The sequence below is a fragment of the uncultured Thiohalocapsa sp. genome, assembly GCF_913063425.1.
In the GTDB taxonomy this organism is placed as follows: Bacteria; Pseudomonadota; Gammaproteobacteria; order Chromatiales; family Chromatiaceae; genus Thiohalocapsa.
The window spans coordinates 32,816-47,484 of the sequence record NZ_CAJXYK010000035.1 but is presented as its reverse complement, the minus strand read 5'-3'; the positions used below and the strand labels follow the sequence as shown (position 1 = coordinate 47,484).

At 72.5% G+C, this 14,669-nt stretch carries 15 protein-coding genes and 1 other RNA gene; 14 read left to right on the top strand and 2 right to left on the bottom strand.

What is annotated here, in order from left to right; genetic code table 11:
- Window positions 1-36 precede the first annotated feature (36 nt).
- The 10 genes from ffs to QZ607_RS17520 all read left to right on the top strand — a co-directional run bounded on the left by ffs (window position 37) and on the right by QZ607_RS17520 (window position 7,736).
- Window positions 37-127: signal recognition particle sRNA small type (gene ffs / locus QZ607_RS17565), an RNA gene on the top strand.
- A 192-nt stretch (window positions 128-319) separates the two neighbouring features.
- Window positions 320-2,122 (top strand): DNA polymerase III subunit gamma/tau, encoded by a 1,803-nt coding sequence (dnaX, locus tag QZ607_RS17560; protein ID WP_295885319.1) that lies wholly within the window; start codon window positions 320-322, stop codon window positions 2,120-2,122.
- A gap of 142 nt (window positions 2,123-2,264) precedes the next feature.
- Complete coding sequence (locus tag QZ607_RS17555; RefSeq protein WP_295885318.1) at window positions 2,265-2,588, top strand: YbaB/EbfC family nucleoid-associated protein; 324 nt, start codon at window positions 2,265-2,267, stop codon at window positions 2,586-2,588.
- Between the two features lie 103 nt (window positions 2,589-2,691).
- Window positions 2,692-3,288 carry a recombination mediator RecR gene (gene recR / locus QZ607_RS17550; RefSeq protein ID WP_295885316.1) on the top strand — a complete coding sequence of 199 codons (597 nt, stop codon included), beginning with the start codon at window positions 2,692-2,694 and terminating at the stop codon, window positions 3,286-3,288.
- Window positions 3,289-3,399: 111 nt separating this feature from the next.
- A complete protein-coding gene (locus QZ607_RS17545; protein WP_295885314.1) occupies window positions 3,400-3,747 on the top strand; it encodes a histidine triad nucleotide-binding protein in 348 nt (115 codons plus the stop codon).
- Between the two features lie 249 nt (window positions 3,748-3,996).
- Window positions 3,997-4,806: a septum site-determining protein MinC gene (minC, locus tag QZ607_RS17540; RefSeq protein ID WP_295885310.1), complete on the top strand. Its 810-nt coding sequence runs from the start codon at window positions 3,997-3,999 to the stop codon at window positions 4,804-4,806.
- Between the two features lie 88 nt (window positions 4,807-4,894).
- A complete protein-coding gene (minD, locus tag QZ607_RS17535) occupies window positions 4,895-5,704 on the top strand; it encodes a septum site-determining protein MinD (RefSeq protein ID WP_295885307.1) in 810 nt (269 codons plus the stop codon).
- Between the two features lie 3 nt (window positions 5,705-5,707).
- The gene (gene minE / locus QZ607_RS17530; RefSeq protein ID WP_295885304.1) at window positions 5,708-5,974 is read left to right on the top strand and encodes a cell division topological specificity factor MinE; all 267 of its coding nucleotides are present in this window, start codon (window positions 5,708-5,710) and stop codon (window positions 5,972-5,974) included.
- 253 nt (window positions 5,975-6,227) lie between these two features.
- Complete coding sequence (locus QZ607_RS17525; RefSeq protein WP_295885302.1) at window positions 6,228-6,905, top strand: SatD family protein; 678 nt, start codon at window positions 6,228-6,230, stop codon at window positions 6,903-6,905.
- A gap of 9 nt (window positions 6,906-6,914) precedes the next feature.
- Window positions 6,915-7,736 carry a hypothetical protein gene (locus tag QZ607_RS17520; protein WP_295885299.1) on the top strand — a complete coding sequence of 274 codons (822 nt, stop codon included), beginning with the start codon at window positions 6,915-6,917 and terminating at the stop codon, window positions 7,734-7,736.
- Window positions 7,737-7,813: 77 nt separating this feature from the next.
- On the opposite strand, the gene QZ607_RS17515 is transcribed toward QZ607_RS17520, so the two are convergent.
- Both QZ607_RS17515 and QZ607_RS17510 read right to left on the bottom strand, forming a co-directional pair.
- The gene (locus QZ607_RS17515) at window positions 7,814-9,097 is read right to left on the bottom strand and encodes a serine hydrolase (RefSeq protein WP_295885296.1); all 1,284 of its coding nucleotides are present in this window, start codon (window positions 9,095-9,097) and stop codon (window positions 7,814-7,816) included.
- A gap of 173 nt (window positions 9,098-9,270) precedes the next feature.
- Window positions 9,271-9,903, bottom strand: a complete 633-nt coding sequence (locus QZ607_RS17510; RefSeq protein WP_295885292.1) for a hypothetical protein — start codon at window positions 9,901-9,903, stop codon at window positions 9,271-9,273.
- Between the two features lie 148 nt (window positions 9,904-10,051).
- Here QZ607_RS17510 and QZ607_RS17505 point away from each other — a divergent pair, with 148 nt between their 5' ends.
- From QZ607_RS17505 to QZ607_RS17490, 4 genes are all read left to right on the top strand, one after another.
- Window positions 10,052-12,499, top strand: coding sequence for an NAD(P)-binding protein (locus QZ607_RS17505; RefSeq protein WP_295885287.1), 2,448 nt, complete (start codon window positions 10,052-10,054; stop codon window positions 12,497-12,499).
- A gap of 327 nt (window positions 12,500-12,826) precedes the next feature.
- Window positions 12,827-13,270, top strand: coding sequence for an Hsp20/alpha crystallin family protein (locus tag QZ607_RS17500; RefSeq protein ID WP_295885284.1), 444 nt, complete (start codon window positions 12,827-12,829; stop codon window positions 13,268-13,270).
- A gap of 57 nt (window positions 13,271-13,327) precedes the next feature.
- Window positions 13,328-13,723, top strand: a complete 396-nt coding sequence (locus QZ607_RS17495) for an Hsp20/alpha crystallin family protein (protein ID WP_295885281.1) — start codon at window positions 13,328-13,330, stop codon at window positions 13,721-13,723.
- 159 nt (window positions 13,724-13,882) lie between these two features.
- On the top strand, window positions 13,883-14,377 hold the full coding sequence (locus QZ607_RS17490; protein ID WP_295885279.1) for an Hsp20/alpha crystallin family protein: 495 nt from the start codon (window positions 13,883-13,885) through the stop codon (window positions 14,375-14,377).
- The last annotated feature ends 292 nt before the right edge of the window (window positions 14,378-14,669 follow it).

The window sequence follows — 14,669 nt, the reverse complement described above, 5'->3', positions numbered from 1 at the left end:
GCGGCGCCTGTCGCGCGTCCGATCAATGGTGGGCGCCGCCGGTCCCCCCGCAACGCGAAGCCGTGAACCCGGTCAGGCCCGGAAGGGAGCAGCCGCAGCGGTGGCAGCGTGTGCCGGGGTGTGGCTGGCGGGGCTCGCCACCCAATTCCGTGACATGGCGCCCTTCCGCCGTCACACCGTGCCCATCGGCATGACGACCGCTGCGCCGGGCCGACCACCCCCCAGGTCCCACCCAGGCTGAGGGCGGCCGGACCCTGGGTTACACTGCCCGCATTCGGCACACAGGCCACGACTCCCGCCGCTCGTCCCGCGCCCCACCATGACCTACCAGGTGCTCGCCCGCAAATGGCGCCCACGCGCCTTCGCCGATCTGGTGGGACAGGGCCATGTGGTGCAGGCGCTCTCGAACGGTCTGGAGCGGGGGCAGCTGCACCATGCCTATCTCTTCACCGGCACCCGCGGCGTCGGCAAAACCACGCTTGCGCGCATCCTCGCCAAGACCCTCAACTGCGAGCAGGGCGTGGGGCCGACCCCCTGCGGCAGCTGTGCCGCCTGCACCGAGATCGACGGCGGCCGCTTCGTGGACCTCATCGAGGTGGATGCCGCCTCCCGCACCAAGGTGGAGCAGACCCGCGAGCTGCTGGACAACATCCCCTTTGCACCCGTGCGCGGGCGCTACAAGGTCTACCTCATCGACGAGGTGCACATGTTCTCCGCCAGCAGCTTCAATGCGCTGCTGAAGACGCTGGAGGAGCCGCCGGAGCACGTCAAGTTCGTGCTCGCCACCACGGACCCGCAGAAGCTGCCGCCGACGGTGCTCTCGCGCTGCCTTCAGTTCCACCTGAAGCGGCTGCTGCCGGAGCAGATCCAGGGTCGCTTCCGGCAGGTGCTGGCGGCGGAGGACATCGACTTCGACGAGCCGTCCCTGGCGCTGCTGGCCCGCGCCGCCGACGGCAGCATGCGCGACGGGCTGAGCCTGCTGGACCAGGCCATCGCCTTCGGCGGCGGCCGGCTCCAGGCCGACGACGTGCGCCGCATGCTGGGCACCCACACCGGGGACTTGGTGCCGGCGTTGGTCACTGCGCTCAACGCCGGCGACGGCGGCCGGCTGCTGGCGGAGGTGGACAGGCTCGCGGAGCTGACGCCGGACTTCGCCGCGGTGCTGACGGAGCTCATCGGCCTGCTGCATCGGGTGGCGCTGGCGCAGCAGGTGCCGGCGACGGTCACCGACGACGACCCGGAGGCCGAGGCGCTGCGCCGGCTCGCCGCCGACGTGCCGGTGGAGGACGTGCAGCTCTTCTACCAGGTGCTCCTCACGGGCCAGCGCGACCTGCCGCTGGCGCCGGACCCGCGCACCGGCTTCGAGATGGTGCTGCTGCGGGCGCTGGCGTTCCGGCCCGCGGCCGCCGGCGGTCCCACCGTCGGCAGTCCGGGCGGCGGCCCGGCGCAGACGGCGGGTGCCGCGGGCGGTGCCGTTGCCCAGACAGGCCAGGCTCAGCATGGCGCCGGCACCGGCCGCCAAGCCGCGGATGCCGCCGCCCCTGCCGCCGCCCCTGTCGCCGGCTCGCAGGAGCCGGCGCCAAGACCCGCGCCAGAGCCTGCGCCCGAGCCCGAACGAGCACCGTCGCCGGAGCCGGCCGCCAAGCCCGGGGCTGCGGCACCAGCGCCGGCTGCGCGCTTCAGCGGACCCCTGGCCGGTGCCGATGACTGGCAGCGGCTGGTGGAGGCGCTGGCGCTGGAGGGGCTCGCCCGGCAGCTCGCGACGCACTGTGCTTTGGAAGGCTGGGACGGCAAAACCTTGCGCCTGAGCCTGGCGCCGTCGCTGGCCAACCTGCGGGTGGCCGGGGCCGAGCAGCGTTTGGGAGCGGCGCTCGCAGCGACCCTGGGCTGCGAGGTGGCGCTGCGCATCGAGGTGACGCAGCCGGCGGCCGGTGCCGCCGATGCGCCGCGGGACAGCGGCGCAGGGCAGCTCGCCGAGACGCCCGCCGGCCGCGAGGCCCGCAACGCCGCCGCGCGCACCGCCGCCGCCGAGGCCGCCATGGACGCCGATACCGTCGCGGGGGAGCTGCGGCGCCGCTTCGATGCCGATTGGGTGCCGGGCAGCATCCGGCCCACCGACTGAGCGCGACGACGCCCCCAAGCAAACCGCCCGTGCGCGCGTGCCGAAGCAGGCGCGGATGGCGGCGCGGGCGGGTAAGATGCAGGCACAATCGGGCACCGGCGCGGCCGGCGCCCTCCACGACGAATGACCGAGAGGTGGTGCAATGAAAGGCGCATTGGGCGACATGCTGAAGCAGGCGCAGAAGATGCAGACGGAGCTCAAGGAGGCGCAGGAGCGCCTCGGCAAGGAGGAGGTCACCGGCGAGGCCGGCGGCGGCATGGTGCAGGTCACCATGACCTGCCGGCACGAAATCAAGCGCGTGCAGATCGACGACGGCCTGATGGGCGACGACAAGGAGATGCTGGAGGATCTCATCGCCGCCGCCGCCAACGACGCCGTGCGCCGTGTCGGCGAGCGCACCAAGGAGCAGATGGCCGACATCACCAGCGGTCTGCCGCTGCCGCCCGGCATGAAGCTGCCGTTCTGAGCCCGCGGCTCTGAGACACCACACGGCGGCGGCGCCCACAGCGCGCCGCACGCCCGTTGCAATCCGGCCCGCCGACCTGGCCGCCCGAGGGCGGCACACCGCAATGTCCGATTCGAGCCTGCTTGCGCAACTGGTGGAGGCGCTGCGCTGCCTGCCGGGCGTGGGCCCCAAGTCCGCCCAGCGCATGGTGTTTCATCTGCTGGAGCACGACCGCGAAGCCGGCCGTCACCTGGCGCTGGTGCTGGGCGAGGCCATGGCGCGCATCGGCCACTGCCGGGAGTGCCGCACCCTCACCGAGCGCGAGGTCTGCTCCCTGTGCGCGAGCCCCGCCCGGGACCCGGCCCTGCTCTGCATCGTCGAGCAGCCCTCTGACATCGCCGCCATCGAGCAGGCCACCGACTACCGCGGGCGCTACTTCGTGCTCGGTGGCCGGCTCTCGCCCCTGGACGGCATCGGCCCGGAGGACCTGGGCCTGGAGCGCCTCGGCGAGCGCCTGCACGGCGGTACGGTGCAGGAGGCCATCCTCGCCATCAGCCCCACCGTGGAGGGCAGCGCCACGGCGCACTACATCAACGACCTCGCCGACGGCAGCGGCGTGCGCATCACGCGCATCGCCCACGGTGTGCCACTGGGCGGCGAGCTCGAATTCGTCGACGGCGGCACGCTGGCGCACGCCTTCGCCGGGCGCACCGGCGTCTGAGCCGCGCGCACCGCCCACCGCGGCGGCCGGCAGCGGTGCGGCCGGCGTCGGTTGCACCGCAGGGTCGCTGCGGCCAAGATGCCACCACCCGATGCAGAGGCCCTGATCACCATGTCCAACGACACGATTTTCGGCAAGATCGCCCGCGGCGAGATCCCCGCGGACATCGTCTTCGAGGACGAGCACCTGGTCGCCTTCCGCGACCTGAACCCGCAGGCGCCCACCCATGTGCTGATCATCCCGCGCAAGCCCATCGCGTCGCTGAACGACGCCGGCAGCGAGGATGCAGAGCTCATCGGCCGGCTCTTCCTGGCCGCGGCCAAGGTGGCAGCGCAGGAGGGCTTCGCCGAGGACGGCTATCGCACCGTCATCAACTGCAACGCCGACGGCGGCCAGACGGTGTATCACCTGCATGTGCACCTGCTCGGCGGGCGGCCCTTGCAGTGGCCCCCTGGCTGAGAGGCAGATTTTGCACAACCCCTGAGGCTGCGCTTGCAGGCACGCCCCGGATGAGCCGCTGGGTACGCGTCGCCGTGGGCCAGGTGCGTCGGCGCAGCACCGACATCCCGCCGAGCGGTGGCTGATCCGCACCCACGGCGGCTTTCAGGTTTCTGCCTCAGCGGTTAGCATGCCGCGATCCGCAGCGGGGCCTGAGCCCCGTGCCCGACCTCAGGAGCCCCCAAGGAGCAGCTTCCCCCGCCGATGGCCGTGCCAACCTCTCCCGACACCACCGCCGCCCCGACCAGCGCCGCCGAGCCCGGCGTGGGCAGCGACCTGTCCCCCGCATTCGAGCTCAAGGCTTCCAGCTTCACGCTGCCGGTGATCCGGCTCCTGGCGCTCGACATGGACGCCGTGGAGGCGCAGCTGGCGCCCAAGGTGGAGCAGGCGCCCGGCTTCTTCCGCAACACGCCGGTGGTCATCGAGCTGAGCGCCCTGCCGCGGGAGGACGGCAGCGTCGCCTTTCCGCAGCTGGTGGGCATGCTGCGCGGGCTCGGCATGATTCCCGTGGGCGTGCGCGGCGGCACCGCGCGGCAGAACGAGGCCGCCCGCGCCATGGAGCTCGCCATCCTCGGCGACAGCACCCGCGTCGCCCGGCAGGCGCCGCCGGAGCCTGCGCCGGCGCGGCGGGATGCCGAGGCGAGCAGTGCCGCCGCCGAGACACACGCGCCCGCCGCGGGCGCGGGCAGCAGCGGCTCGCTGCTGGTGGACCGGCCGGTGCGCTCCGGGCAGCGCCTGTACGCAGCGGGCGGCGACCTGACGGTGGTGGGGCCGGTCAGCTCCGGGGCCGAGCTGATGGCGGACGGCAATATTCATGTGTACGGTCCGCTCCGTGGGCGGGTCATCGCCGGGCTTCAGGGGAATCTCGGCGCGCGCATCTTCTGCCGCGATCTGCAGGCGGAGCTGGTGTCGGTGGCCGGGCATTACCGGGTCAGCGAGAACATCCCGGCGGACCTGAAGGGGCGCAGCGTGCAGGTGTTCCTGGACCATCAGGTGCTGCGTATCGAGCCCATCGGCTGACCCGACACGGTGGACCAGCCCGCCGGGCGGCCGGCACGGCGGGCGCGGATGCCCTTACGAATCGATCTAGAGCTTGGGAGAGACGTCTTTGGCCAGAATCATCGTCATCACCTCCGGGAAGGGCGGCGTCGGCAAGACCACGACGGCCGCCGCCATGGCCATGGGCCTGGCACAGCGGGGACATCGCACCGTGGTCATCGACTTCGATGTCGGCCTGCGCAATCTGGACCTCATCATGGGCTGCGAGCGGCGGGTCGTGTACGATTTCGTCAACGTCATCAACGGCGAGGCAAATCTCAACCAGGCGCTGATCCGCGACAAGCGCTGCGACAGCCTGTACGTGCTGCCGGCGTCCCAGACCCGCGACAAGGAGGCCCTCACACAGGAGGGCGTGGGCAAGGTGCTGGAAGACCTGGGCAAGGGGTACGACTACATCGTCTGTGACTCGCCGGCGGGCATCGAGCACGGCGCCACCATGGCCATGTACTTCGCCGACGACGCCGTGGTGGTCACCAACCCGGAGGTCTCCTCGGTGCGGGACTCGGACCGCATGCTCGGCATCCTCGCCAGCAAGTCCCGCCGGGCCGAGCAGAATGATGAGCCCATCAAGGAGCATCTGCTGCTCACGCGCTACTCGCCGGAGCGGGTGGAACGCGGCGAGATGCTGAGTGTCAACGACGTGCAGGAGATCCTTTCTCTGAACCTGCTCGGCGTCATTCCGGAGTCGCAGGCGGTGCTGAACGCCTCCAACGCCGGTATCCCGGTGGTGCTGGACAACGAGTCCAACGCCGGCATGGCCTACAACGACATGGTGTCCCGCTACCTCGGCGAGGACCTGCCGATGCGGTTCCTCGATGCGGAGCGAAAGGGCATCTTCAGTCGAATCTTCGGGGGGTGAGCCGTGGGTCTACTCGACGTTTTCCGCTCCAACCGCAACAAGGGCTCGGCGTCCGTCGCCAAGGAGCGGCTGCAGATCCTGGTGGCGCACGACCGCGCCTTCCGCAACCGCCCGTCCTACCTGCCCAAGCTCCAGCAGGAGATCCTCGAGGTCATCCGCAAGTACGTCGAGGTGGACCTGGATGCCGTGTCCGTCAATTACGAGCAGGACGAGGACCAGGAATTCCTGGAGCTGAACATCGTCCTGCCCGACGCCGCCGGGCGCACCTGAGCCGCGCGGGCCGCCACCGCCGGCACCGCGTGCCGGTGCCCCGTTCCGCAGCGGTGGAGGACGCACCCCAGCACCGGGTGGGGGATTGCACCGGCTGGTGGGAGCCCTGCCCAGGGCGTGCGGCACCGTGCTGCCCGCCGCGGCCGGCCGCCGCCCAGTGGTCAGGGGCCGTCGCAGGCTCAACCAATACGGTTGCTTCCTGATGAGTTAAACCTTTTTGGTTTAATTTTCCCATTTTCAGCCGAATGGGCTCATGCCGGTGGCCCCATTGCCCTACCTGGTCGTCATCGCCGACGTCATCGCGTCCCGCGAGCTGCCGGATCGCGCCGCCGCGCAGCGCCGGCTGCGGGCGAGCCTCGACAGCCGCAATGCGGCCCGCGCGCCGGGGGAGCTGCTGTCGCCCTACACGCTGACCCTCGGCGACGAGTTCCAGGTGGTGCCCGCCCGCGCCGCCGGCCTCTTCGGCGATCTGCTCCAGGTGGCCGCCGACCTGGCGCCGGTGGCGCTGCGCTTCGCGCTGGCGCTCGGTGACATCGACACCGCCATTAACCCGCAGCAGGCCATCGGCATGGACGGCAGCGCCTTCCATCGTGCCCGGGACGGCATCACCCGGCTCAAGGATGCAGCAGCCCATTGCCGTGTGGAAGGGCTCAGCGGTGTGCACGCGGCGCTGGTGAACGAGGGTCTCGCACTCGCCTTCGGCCGCCTCGCGGGCGCCCGCGGCAGCCGCCTGCCGCTCACCGTCGGGCTGCTGGCGGACAGGCCCATCGCCGACATCGCAGCGCGCCTGGACCGCACCGAGCAGACCCTCTACAAGACCGCCCGCGCCGCGGACCTCTACGCCCTGGTGGGCTTCCTGCGGGCCGTGGAGGCCTTGCTGGATGAGCAGCTGGGGGCCGCATCCGCCGGCGGTGCGCCGGATTACGGCTGAGCAGTGGCCGTGTCCATGCTGCCCTTCCTGTGGTTCCTGCTGGTGCTGCTCGGGAGCCGGCTCCTGCTGATCCTGCGCGATGCGGCCCTTACCTGGGGGCAGGCGCTGGTGCTGGGGCTGGTGCAGGCCGCGGCACTGCTGGCGGCGGCGCCCAGCAACCGGTTGTGGCCGTTGCTGGCCCTGACCATCGCCGCCAATGCCGCCGGGGCCTGGCTGGAGCGCAGGCAGCCGCAGCAGGCGGGCGCGTATCGGCTGGGCGTGCTCGGGTTGATCGTGCTCGCCGCCGGACTGACCTTCGCACCAGCGCAGGGTATCGCGCCGAGCCCGGCCCTGGCGGCCGCCGGGGACTGGCTCGGCCGGCACGTCCTGTTCTTCGCGGCGGGCGGCTTCGGTGCGGGGGACGGCGTCCGGGCCATGCTGGTGCTCATCGGCGCCCTGCTGGTGATGCACGAGGCCAACCTGCTGATCCGCGGCATTCTGCAATTGATTCGCGTGGTGCCCCGGTCCCGGGCAGGCGCCGAGGCGGCGCCGGCGCCGGCCCAGCCCGAGCTCATCCTGCCGCCGCGGCGTCCCGGCGAGTTACCGCAGGCGCTGGATCAGCGCGAGTACAACGCCGGGCGCTTCATCGGGGTGCTGGAGCGCCTGTTGGCCTATGTCTTCGTGCTGCACGGGCAGTACACGGCCATTGGGCTCATCCTCGCCGCCAAGGGCTTCGCGCGCTTCCGGGAGATGGACGAGCGCGATTTCGCCGAGTACGTCCTCATCGGCACCCTGCTGTCCATGACCGCGGCGGTGCTGGTGGCGGAGGGCGTGAAGGCGGTGCTGTCCTGACGGCCGCCGCCCGGGCCCGGGCTGCGTCCGCGTCTGCGACCGGCGCTGTTGCAGGACCTGCGCCCCCGGGCGACGGCTCACCGCTGTGCCGGGCGGGCATCGGGAGCGGGCGCCTCTGCGATGCCGTCCCCGGGCACCGGCTGCTGACCGCCGCCCGCACACTCCGCCGGCGGCATCTCGCCCAGGGCGTCGAGCCAGGTGCACAGCAGCGCCACACCCAGGTCCCGGCCGCCGGCGGCGCTGGTGAGCACCACCAGACCGGACTGGTGCGCCGGCACTGCGGCGAATAGGCCATGCCAGTTGGGCGGGTTGTCGCCGGGGTGGTAGACCAGGGTGTTGCCGCTGTCCGGCAGTGTCTTGAGCGCCATGCCGAGGCCGTATTCGGAGCCCGCGAACAGCAGCGCGTTGTCGGTGTCCGGCTGCGCCGTGCGCGACTGCTCCACCCATTTGGGCTTCAGGACGCCGCGGCCCAGGGGCTCGCCGCAGGGGCCCGGCAGCAGTGCCGCGACGAACCGCGCATAGTCCGCCGCCGTGGTCTGAAGCCCCGCCGCGCCCAGCGCCGAGAAGCTCCGCGCCGGCGCCGGCTCGCCGGCGTCGTCGTAGGTCACGGCCAGCGGCGGGGCGGGGTCCGGGCGGTCCGGCAGGCTGGAGCGGAACATGTGGAGCCGCCGCAGGATGCGCCGCTCCGCCACGTTCGCAAACTGCTCGTTGGCCATCTGGCGGACCATGAGCTCCGCCAGTGCGTAGCCGCCGGCGGAGTAGGCGAAGCCGACGCCCGGCGGCGCCATGATGGCCACCGGCTGGTTGCCTGCGTCCAGCGCACCGCGCAGGGACTGGTTCAGTGTCTGGAGTGTCTGGTCAGGCCCGAAGCCGCCGTAGCGCGGGATGGAGAGCCCCGCCGTGTGACTCAGCACCCGCCGCGGTGTCACGGCCGCGACATCATAGGGCGACTCGGGCAGGTCGCGGCCCTTGAGGTAGGGCTCCACCGGGCTGTCGAGGTCGATGCGACCCTGGTCCACCAGGGTCAGCAGCGTCCAGGCCGTGATGGGCAGGGTCATGGAGCCCGCCTGGAACACCGTGTCCGGCGAGAAGGGGATGCGCTTGTCCGGCACCGCCCAGCCGTAGCCCGCGGTCCAGCGCAGATGCCCGTTGGCCACCAGCGCCACCGCCGCGCCGGGCACCTCGTGCTGGCGGATCAGCTCGGGCAGTGCCGCCTGCACCCGCGCTTCTGTGCGCTCGGCCATGGCCTGCTCGGCGGCGCCGAAGTCGCAGTCCCGCGCCGCCCGTGCCTGACCCGCGCCGATGACGACGGCAAGGCCCAGGCACAGCGCAGCGCTGCGCGCGAGGCGGGAGGGTGGCATCCGGGGGCGGGTCCTGGCTGGCACTGGCTGGTTCCGTTGGCGAGGAAGAACGACGGGCGACGGCCGCATTGCGGCACGCATGAACAGGGCCCGAACGCTGCGCACAAGCCGCGCAGTCTAACCCGAGGGACCTTGCGACAGCAGCACCCGGCGGCGGAAAAGCGGCTGTGGTGTCAGGCAGCGCCGTCGGTGGGCCCCTGCGGGCGCAGCCGGCGCACCACCGTGGCCGCCGCCAGCACGGCCGCCGGCAGCAGCAGCCAGGGCAGCCAGTGCGCCGTGCCTGGGTCGAAGGCGAGAATCAGCCCGACGATGGCGAAGACGATGGCGCGGTCGCCGGCATTCATGGGGCCGTCCTCGCGGCGCGCGCCGCCGCGGCCCAGCGGTGCCAGACCGGCGATCTCCACCAGCAGCCCCAGGGTCACCAGCACCACCACCGGGGCGGCGGGCACGTCCGGGTAGGCCGCGAGCGGCAGATAGAGCAGGGCGTCGGTGGCAGCCGTGCTCAGGTCCCGCAGGGCCGGGTCGCCCGGCGTGCCCTGCGGGTGCTGCGCCTGCCGGGCGTTCAGGTCGGCGGCGAGGGTGGTGGCGAGCGCCCGGGCCGCCAGCGCCGCCGGCAACAGCAGCAGCACCGCGTGCAGGTCCGGCAGCACCACCGGCAGCGCCAGCAGCAGCAGGGATACCACCGCCGCCGCGCCCAGCACCGCCAGATGGACTCGGTCCGCGCCGATGCCGGCCGCCGCCGCACGGGCGGCGAGGGGCGCCAGCGACTCACGGATGCGTTGGTGCAGCGTCTGCGGGAGATCCATGCGCCGGCTCCTCAGGTGGATTCCAACCGGAGCCGCAGCCGGCGGCGGGGCCGGCCGACGGTGGCATCCGGCGTGCTCGCCCGCATTGTCGCCGGCGGAGCCGCACACCGCCACCGCCAGCACCCGCCCGAGTCAGCCCGAGCCCGCCATGACCACTTCCAGCATCCCCGTCATTGAGCTGCCCGACCACCTGTCCGAGCGTCTGCGCCCGGTGTCCGGGGGGCCGCCGCGTGCGGACGGCGAGCTGGTGCTGTACTGGATGCACCATGCCGTACGCGGGCACGAGAACCCGGCGCTGGACACGGCGCGCCACGCGGCGGCGGCGCTGGGGCTGCCGCTCTTGGTCTACCAGGGGCTCGGCGGTCGCCACAGGTTCAATGCGGACCGCCACCACGCCTTCATCCTGGAAGGCGCCCGGGATGCCCATGCGGCGCTGGCGGAGCAGGGCATCCGCGCCGTCTTCCACCTGCCGCGGGACCCCGCCGTCGGGCCGTCGCCGTTGCGCGCCCTCGCGGCGCGCGCCGCGCTGGTGGTCACCGAGGACTTCCCGGCGCCGCCCTTCCCGGCCTGGACGGCGCGGCTCGCCGAGCGGATTGCCGCGCCGGTGTGGCAGGTGGACTGCGCCTGTGTGGTGCCCATGCGTCTGCAGCCGCGGCGCTTCAAGCGCGCCTTCGAGCTGCGCCGCGCCAACGAGCAGGCCTATGCCGAGCGCGTGCGCTGGAGATGGCCCGACTGCGAGGCCGTCGTGGAGCCCTACGCCGGCCCCTTGCCCTTCACGCCGGTGGACCTGGAAACGGCGGACATCGCGGCGCTTTGTGCCGACTGCGCCATCGACCACAGCCTGCCGCCGGTGGCGCACACGCCGGGGGGCTCCCGCGCCGGCTATGCCCGCTGGGCGCGCTTCCGGGATGCGGGCCTCGGCCGCTATCACCGCCGGCGCAACGACGCCGCCGCCGGCTGGTCCCTGGGCGTGAGCCGGCTCTCGCCCTATCTCCACCACGGCCATGTGTCCGTCTTCCGCATCGCCCGGGAGGCGGCGGCCGCGGGCGGGGAGGGTGCCGAGAAGTTCCTCGACGAGCTGCTGATCTGGCGCGAGCTGGCGCACAACTTCTGCTTCTTCGCCGCCGACCCGGAGGCCTGGGACACCCTGCCGGGCTGGGCGCGGGAGACGCTTGCGGATCATGCCGGCGACCGCCGCGAGCAGGTGCTGGACCACGAGCGCCTCGCCCGCGGCCTGAGCGGCGATCGGCTCTGGGACCTGGTGCAGCGCTCGCTGCTGGTGCACGGCGAGCTGCACAACAACCTGCGCATGACCTGGGCCAAGGCCATCCCGCACTGGACCGAGTCCCCCGGGCGGGCGCTGACCGAGCTCATCGACCTGAACCATCGCCACGCCCTGGACGGCTCGGACCCCAACTCCTATGGCGGCCTGCTGTGGACCCTCGGGCTCTTCGACCGGCCCTTCGCACCGGAGCGGCCCGTTGTGGGCAGCCTGCGCCCGCGCAGCACCCAGGACCATGCCCGGCGCCTGGATATGACCGCCTATGCACACGCAGTACAGGCGCCCGGCACCGGCAGACGGCTGCGCATCGCCGTCATCGGCGCCGGTGTGGCCGGGCTCGCGGCGGCCCGCACGCTGGCGGACCAGCAGCACCAGGTGGTGGTGTTCGAGAAGGCCCGCGGGCGCGGCGGGCGAGCCGCCACCCGCCGCATCCCGCAGGCCCCAGGCGGCGCGGTGGCCGCGGACCACGGCGCGCAGTACTTCACCGCCCGCGACCCGCGCTTCGCCCGCCGCGTCGAGAGCTGGGCCCGGCGCGGGGTCGTGGCGCCCTGGCGCGGCCGGCTCGGCGCCTGGTCCGACGGCGCAATCACGCCCGCCGGGGAGGGCGACACGCGCTGGGTCGGTGTGCCGGGCATGAGTGCCCTCGGGCGCATGCTGGCGGAGGGGCTGGAGCTGTGCCTGTCCACCCGCGTCGCGCCGCCGGTGCACGACGGCGCGGGCTGGGTGCTGTCCGCCGAGCCCGAGGACGAGACCCCGGGCGCCGCGCTCGGGCGCTTCGACCATGTGCTGGTGAGCGCCCCCGCCCCGCAGGCGGCGGCACTGCTGGGGTCTTCGCCTGTGCTCGCGGCACGTGCCGCTGAAGTCGCCATGGCGCCGTGCTGGACCGTTCTGCTTGGCTTGGCGGCACCCGTGGATCTGCCCTGGGACGCGCTCTTCGTCAACGGCGGTCCGCTCGGCTGGATCGCACGGGACGCCAGCAAGCCGGGCCGGGTCGGCGAGGTCTGGGTGCTGCATGCCGCGCCGGATTGGAGCCGCGAGCACCTGGAGGCAGACCCCGAGGCCGTCCCCGCCGCGCTGTGCGAGGCATTGGCACAGCTTACGGGCGCAGCGCTGCCGCCGGTGGTGTGGCAGCAGGCACACCGCTGGCGCTATGCCCGCGCCGAGCAGCCCCTGGGCGTCGGCTGCCTGTGGGACGGCACCCGCGGCATCGGCGCCTGCGGCGACTGGTGTGCGGACGGCCGTGTGGAGGGCGCCTGGCTCAGTGGCGAGGCGCTCGCCGGCCGCTTGCTCGGCGCTGCGGCCACTGCCGGCTGAGGCTCGCAGCCGAGCCCCTGCGCCGGCCCCGCCCATCCCTGCCCATGCCGACCATCCGCGACCTGCACCGCTGCGCTGCTGCCTGCGTTGGACCCCTTGACGCGCGCGGGAAATGATCCAAACTTGGAATTGGCACTCTCAAGGGGAGAGTGCTAAAGCTTTGTGACGGCGGCGGTGCTGCCGTCCTCGGGCACCCATGCCGGCGGCGCTCGCCGTCATGCTGGTGGCGGTGCCGAGGCACACACCCGGAGGTCCCATTCGGCGGTTCCCGTCGCCCCACATCGTGCAACCCAAGCTGCGCGTGTCAGGCGCAGAGGAGCGTAAGCGATGTTCGGTACCTTCACCGGCCTGCAAGGCAACCTCTTCGACCAACTGGACCGGCTCCAGCGCGAGCTCGACGACAGCTTCGGCCTCTGGCCGCAGGCGGCGGAGCTGCGCTCGCCCGCCGTGGGCAGCTGGCCGCCCATCAACATCGGCGCGACGCCCCAGCGGGTGGATGTCTACCTGTTCGCCCCGGGGCTCACCGCCGACGAGCTCGACATCTCCATCCAGCAGAATCTGCTCACCATTGGCGGCCAGCGCCGCATCGAGCGCGCGGAGGAGCAGCGCTGGTATCGCAGTGAGCGCCACAGCGGCGAGTTCCGCCGGGCGGTGACCCTGCCCGAGGACGTGGACCCGGAGCGCGTGGAAGCCACCTACCGCGACGGCGTGCTGCACGTGTCCGTCCAGCGGCGTGAGTCGGCGCAGCCGCGGCGCATCACCGTGAGCTGACCCGGTGCGGACCAGCGCCCCTAGGCACAGCCATTCACCCGATTGCGGAGGACATCCATGAACGCAAAGACCAGCACCAGCATGACCGACACCGCCGGCACCGCGGCACGCGCCGCCCAAGACGCCATGCGCCCGCCGGTGGACATCTTCGAGGACGCCGAGGGCATCACCCTCGAGGCCGACATGCCCGGCGTCTCCAAAGAGCGCCTGCACGTGCAGGTGGACGCCAACACGCTGCTGATCGAGGGTGAGGTCCAGATCGACCTGCCCGAGACGGCGGAGGCGGTGTACGCCGACGTGCGCAGCACCCGCTGGCGCCGCAGCTTCACGCTCAGCAACGAGCTGGAGGCGGACAAGATCGACGCCAGCCTGCGCGACGGCGTGCTGCGGCTGCGCATTCCGAAGCATCCGCAGCAGCGCCCGCGGCGGATCGAGGTCAGGACGACAGGATAGGGCTGAGGGCTGGCGGCTGAGGGCTGGGGGCCGAGGGCTGGGCCGGCCTTGGCCTTCGGCCGCTGCCGCCAGCCCACAGCCCCCCGAGCCGCAGCCATGGGCGGATGCGTAGACGGCACCCGCCTATGCGTTGTTCATGATCGAGAGGAGGTAACCACTATGACGGCAATGCAACAACTTCGCGAAGGCTTCAACCAGGCTTGGGGCCGTGTCGTGGAAGGCTGGGAGCAGCTCTCCCGGCAGGCCTCCGGCGCCATGACCAAATTCACCGGCGGACGTGAGAAGCGCGGGCGCGAGGCCCGGGAGCTCGCCGAGCGCAGCACCGGCTGGGGCCTGCTCGCCGCCGAGGTCTTCGACGACAACGACCGCGTCGTGGTGCGCGTGGAGGCACCGGGCATGAGCAAGGACGACATCCAGCTGGAGGTCCAGGACGACTTCCTCATCGTGAGTGGCGAGAAGCACGTCGCCCGCGAGCGCACCGAAGGCCGCTGGCACGTCAACGAATGCGCCTACGGCGCCTTCCAGCGCGTCGTCCCGCTGCCCGACACCGTCGACACCGGCAAGGCCGACGCCAGCTACAAGCATGGCGTGCTCCGCGTCGAGCTGCCCAAGGCCACCAACCGCCGCCGCCGCGTGCAGGTGACGGTGCACTGAGCCCCCGCGCCAGCACCGAGGGCGCCGACTCCCCTGGGGCCGCCGACTTCCAGTCGGCCCACCCGGCGCCGCCGCCACCCTGGGGGCGCCGACTTCCAGTCGGCACCGACTGCCAGTCGGCCCACCCGGGGCCACCGACTTCCAGTCGGCGCCTCACCCGAACAAGCTGCTCTGCACAAGCCGCCGCGGGGCCGCCCGGCAGCGAACCGGGTCGCTGGTTTTCTCGATCACGCCCTCATCGACCAGGTGCGACAGCCATTGCTTGGCCTGTGCCTTGGCAACTCGGCTCCGG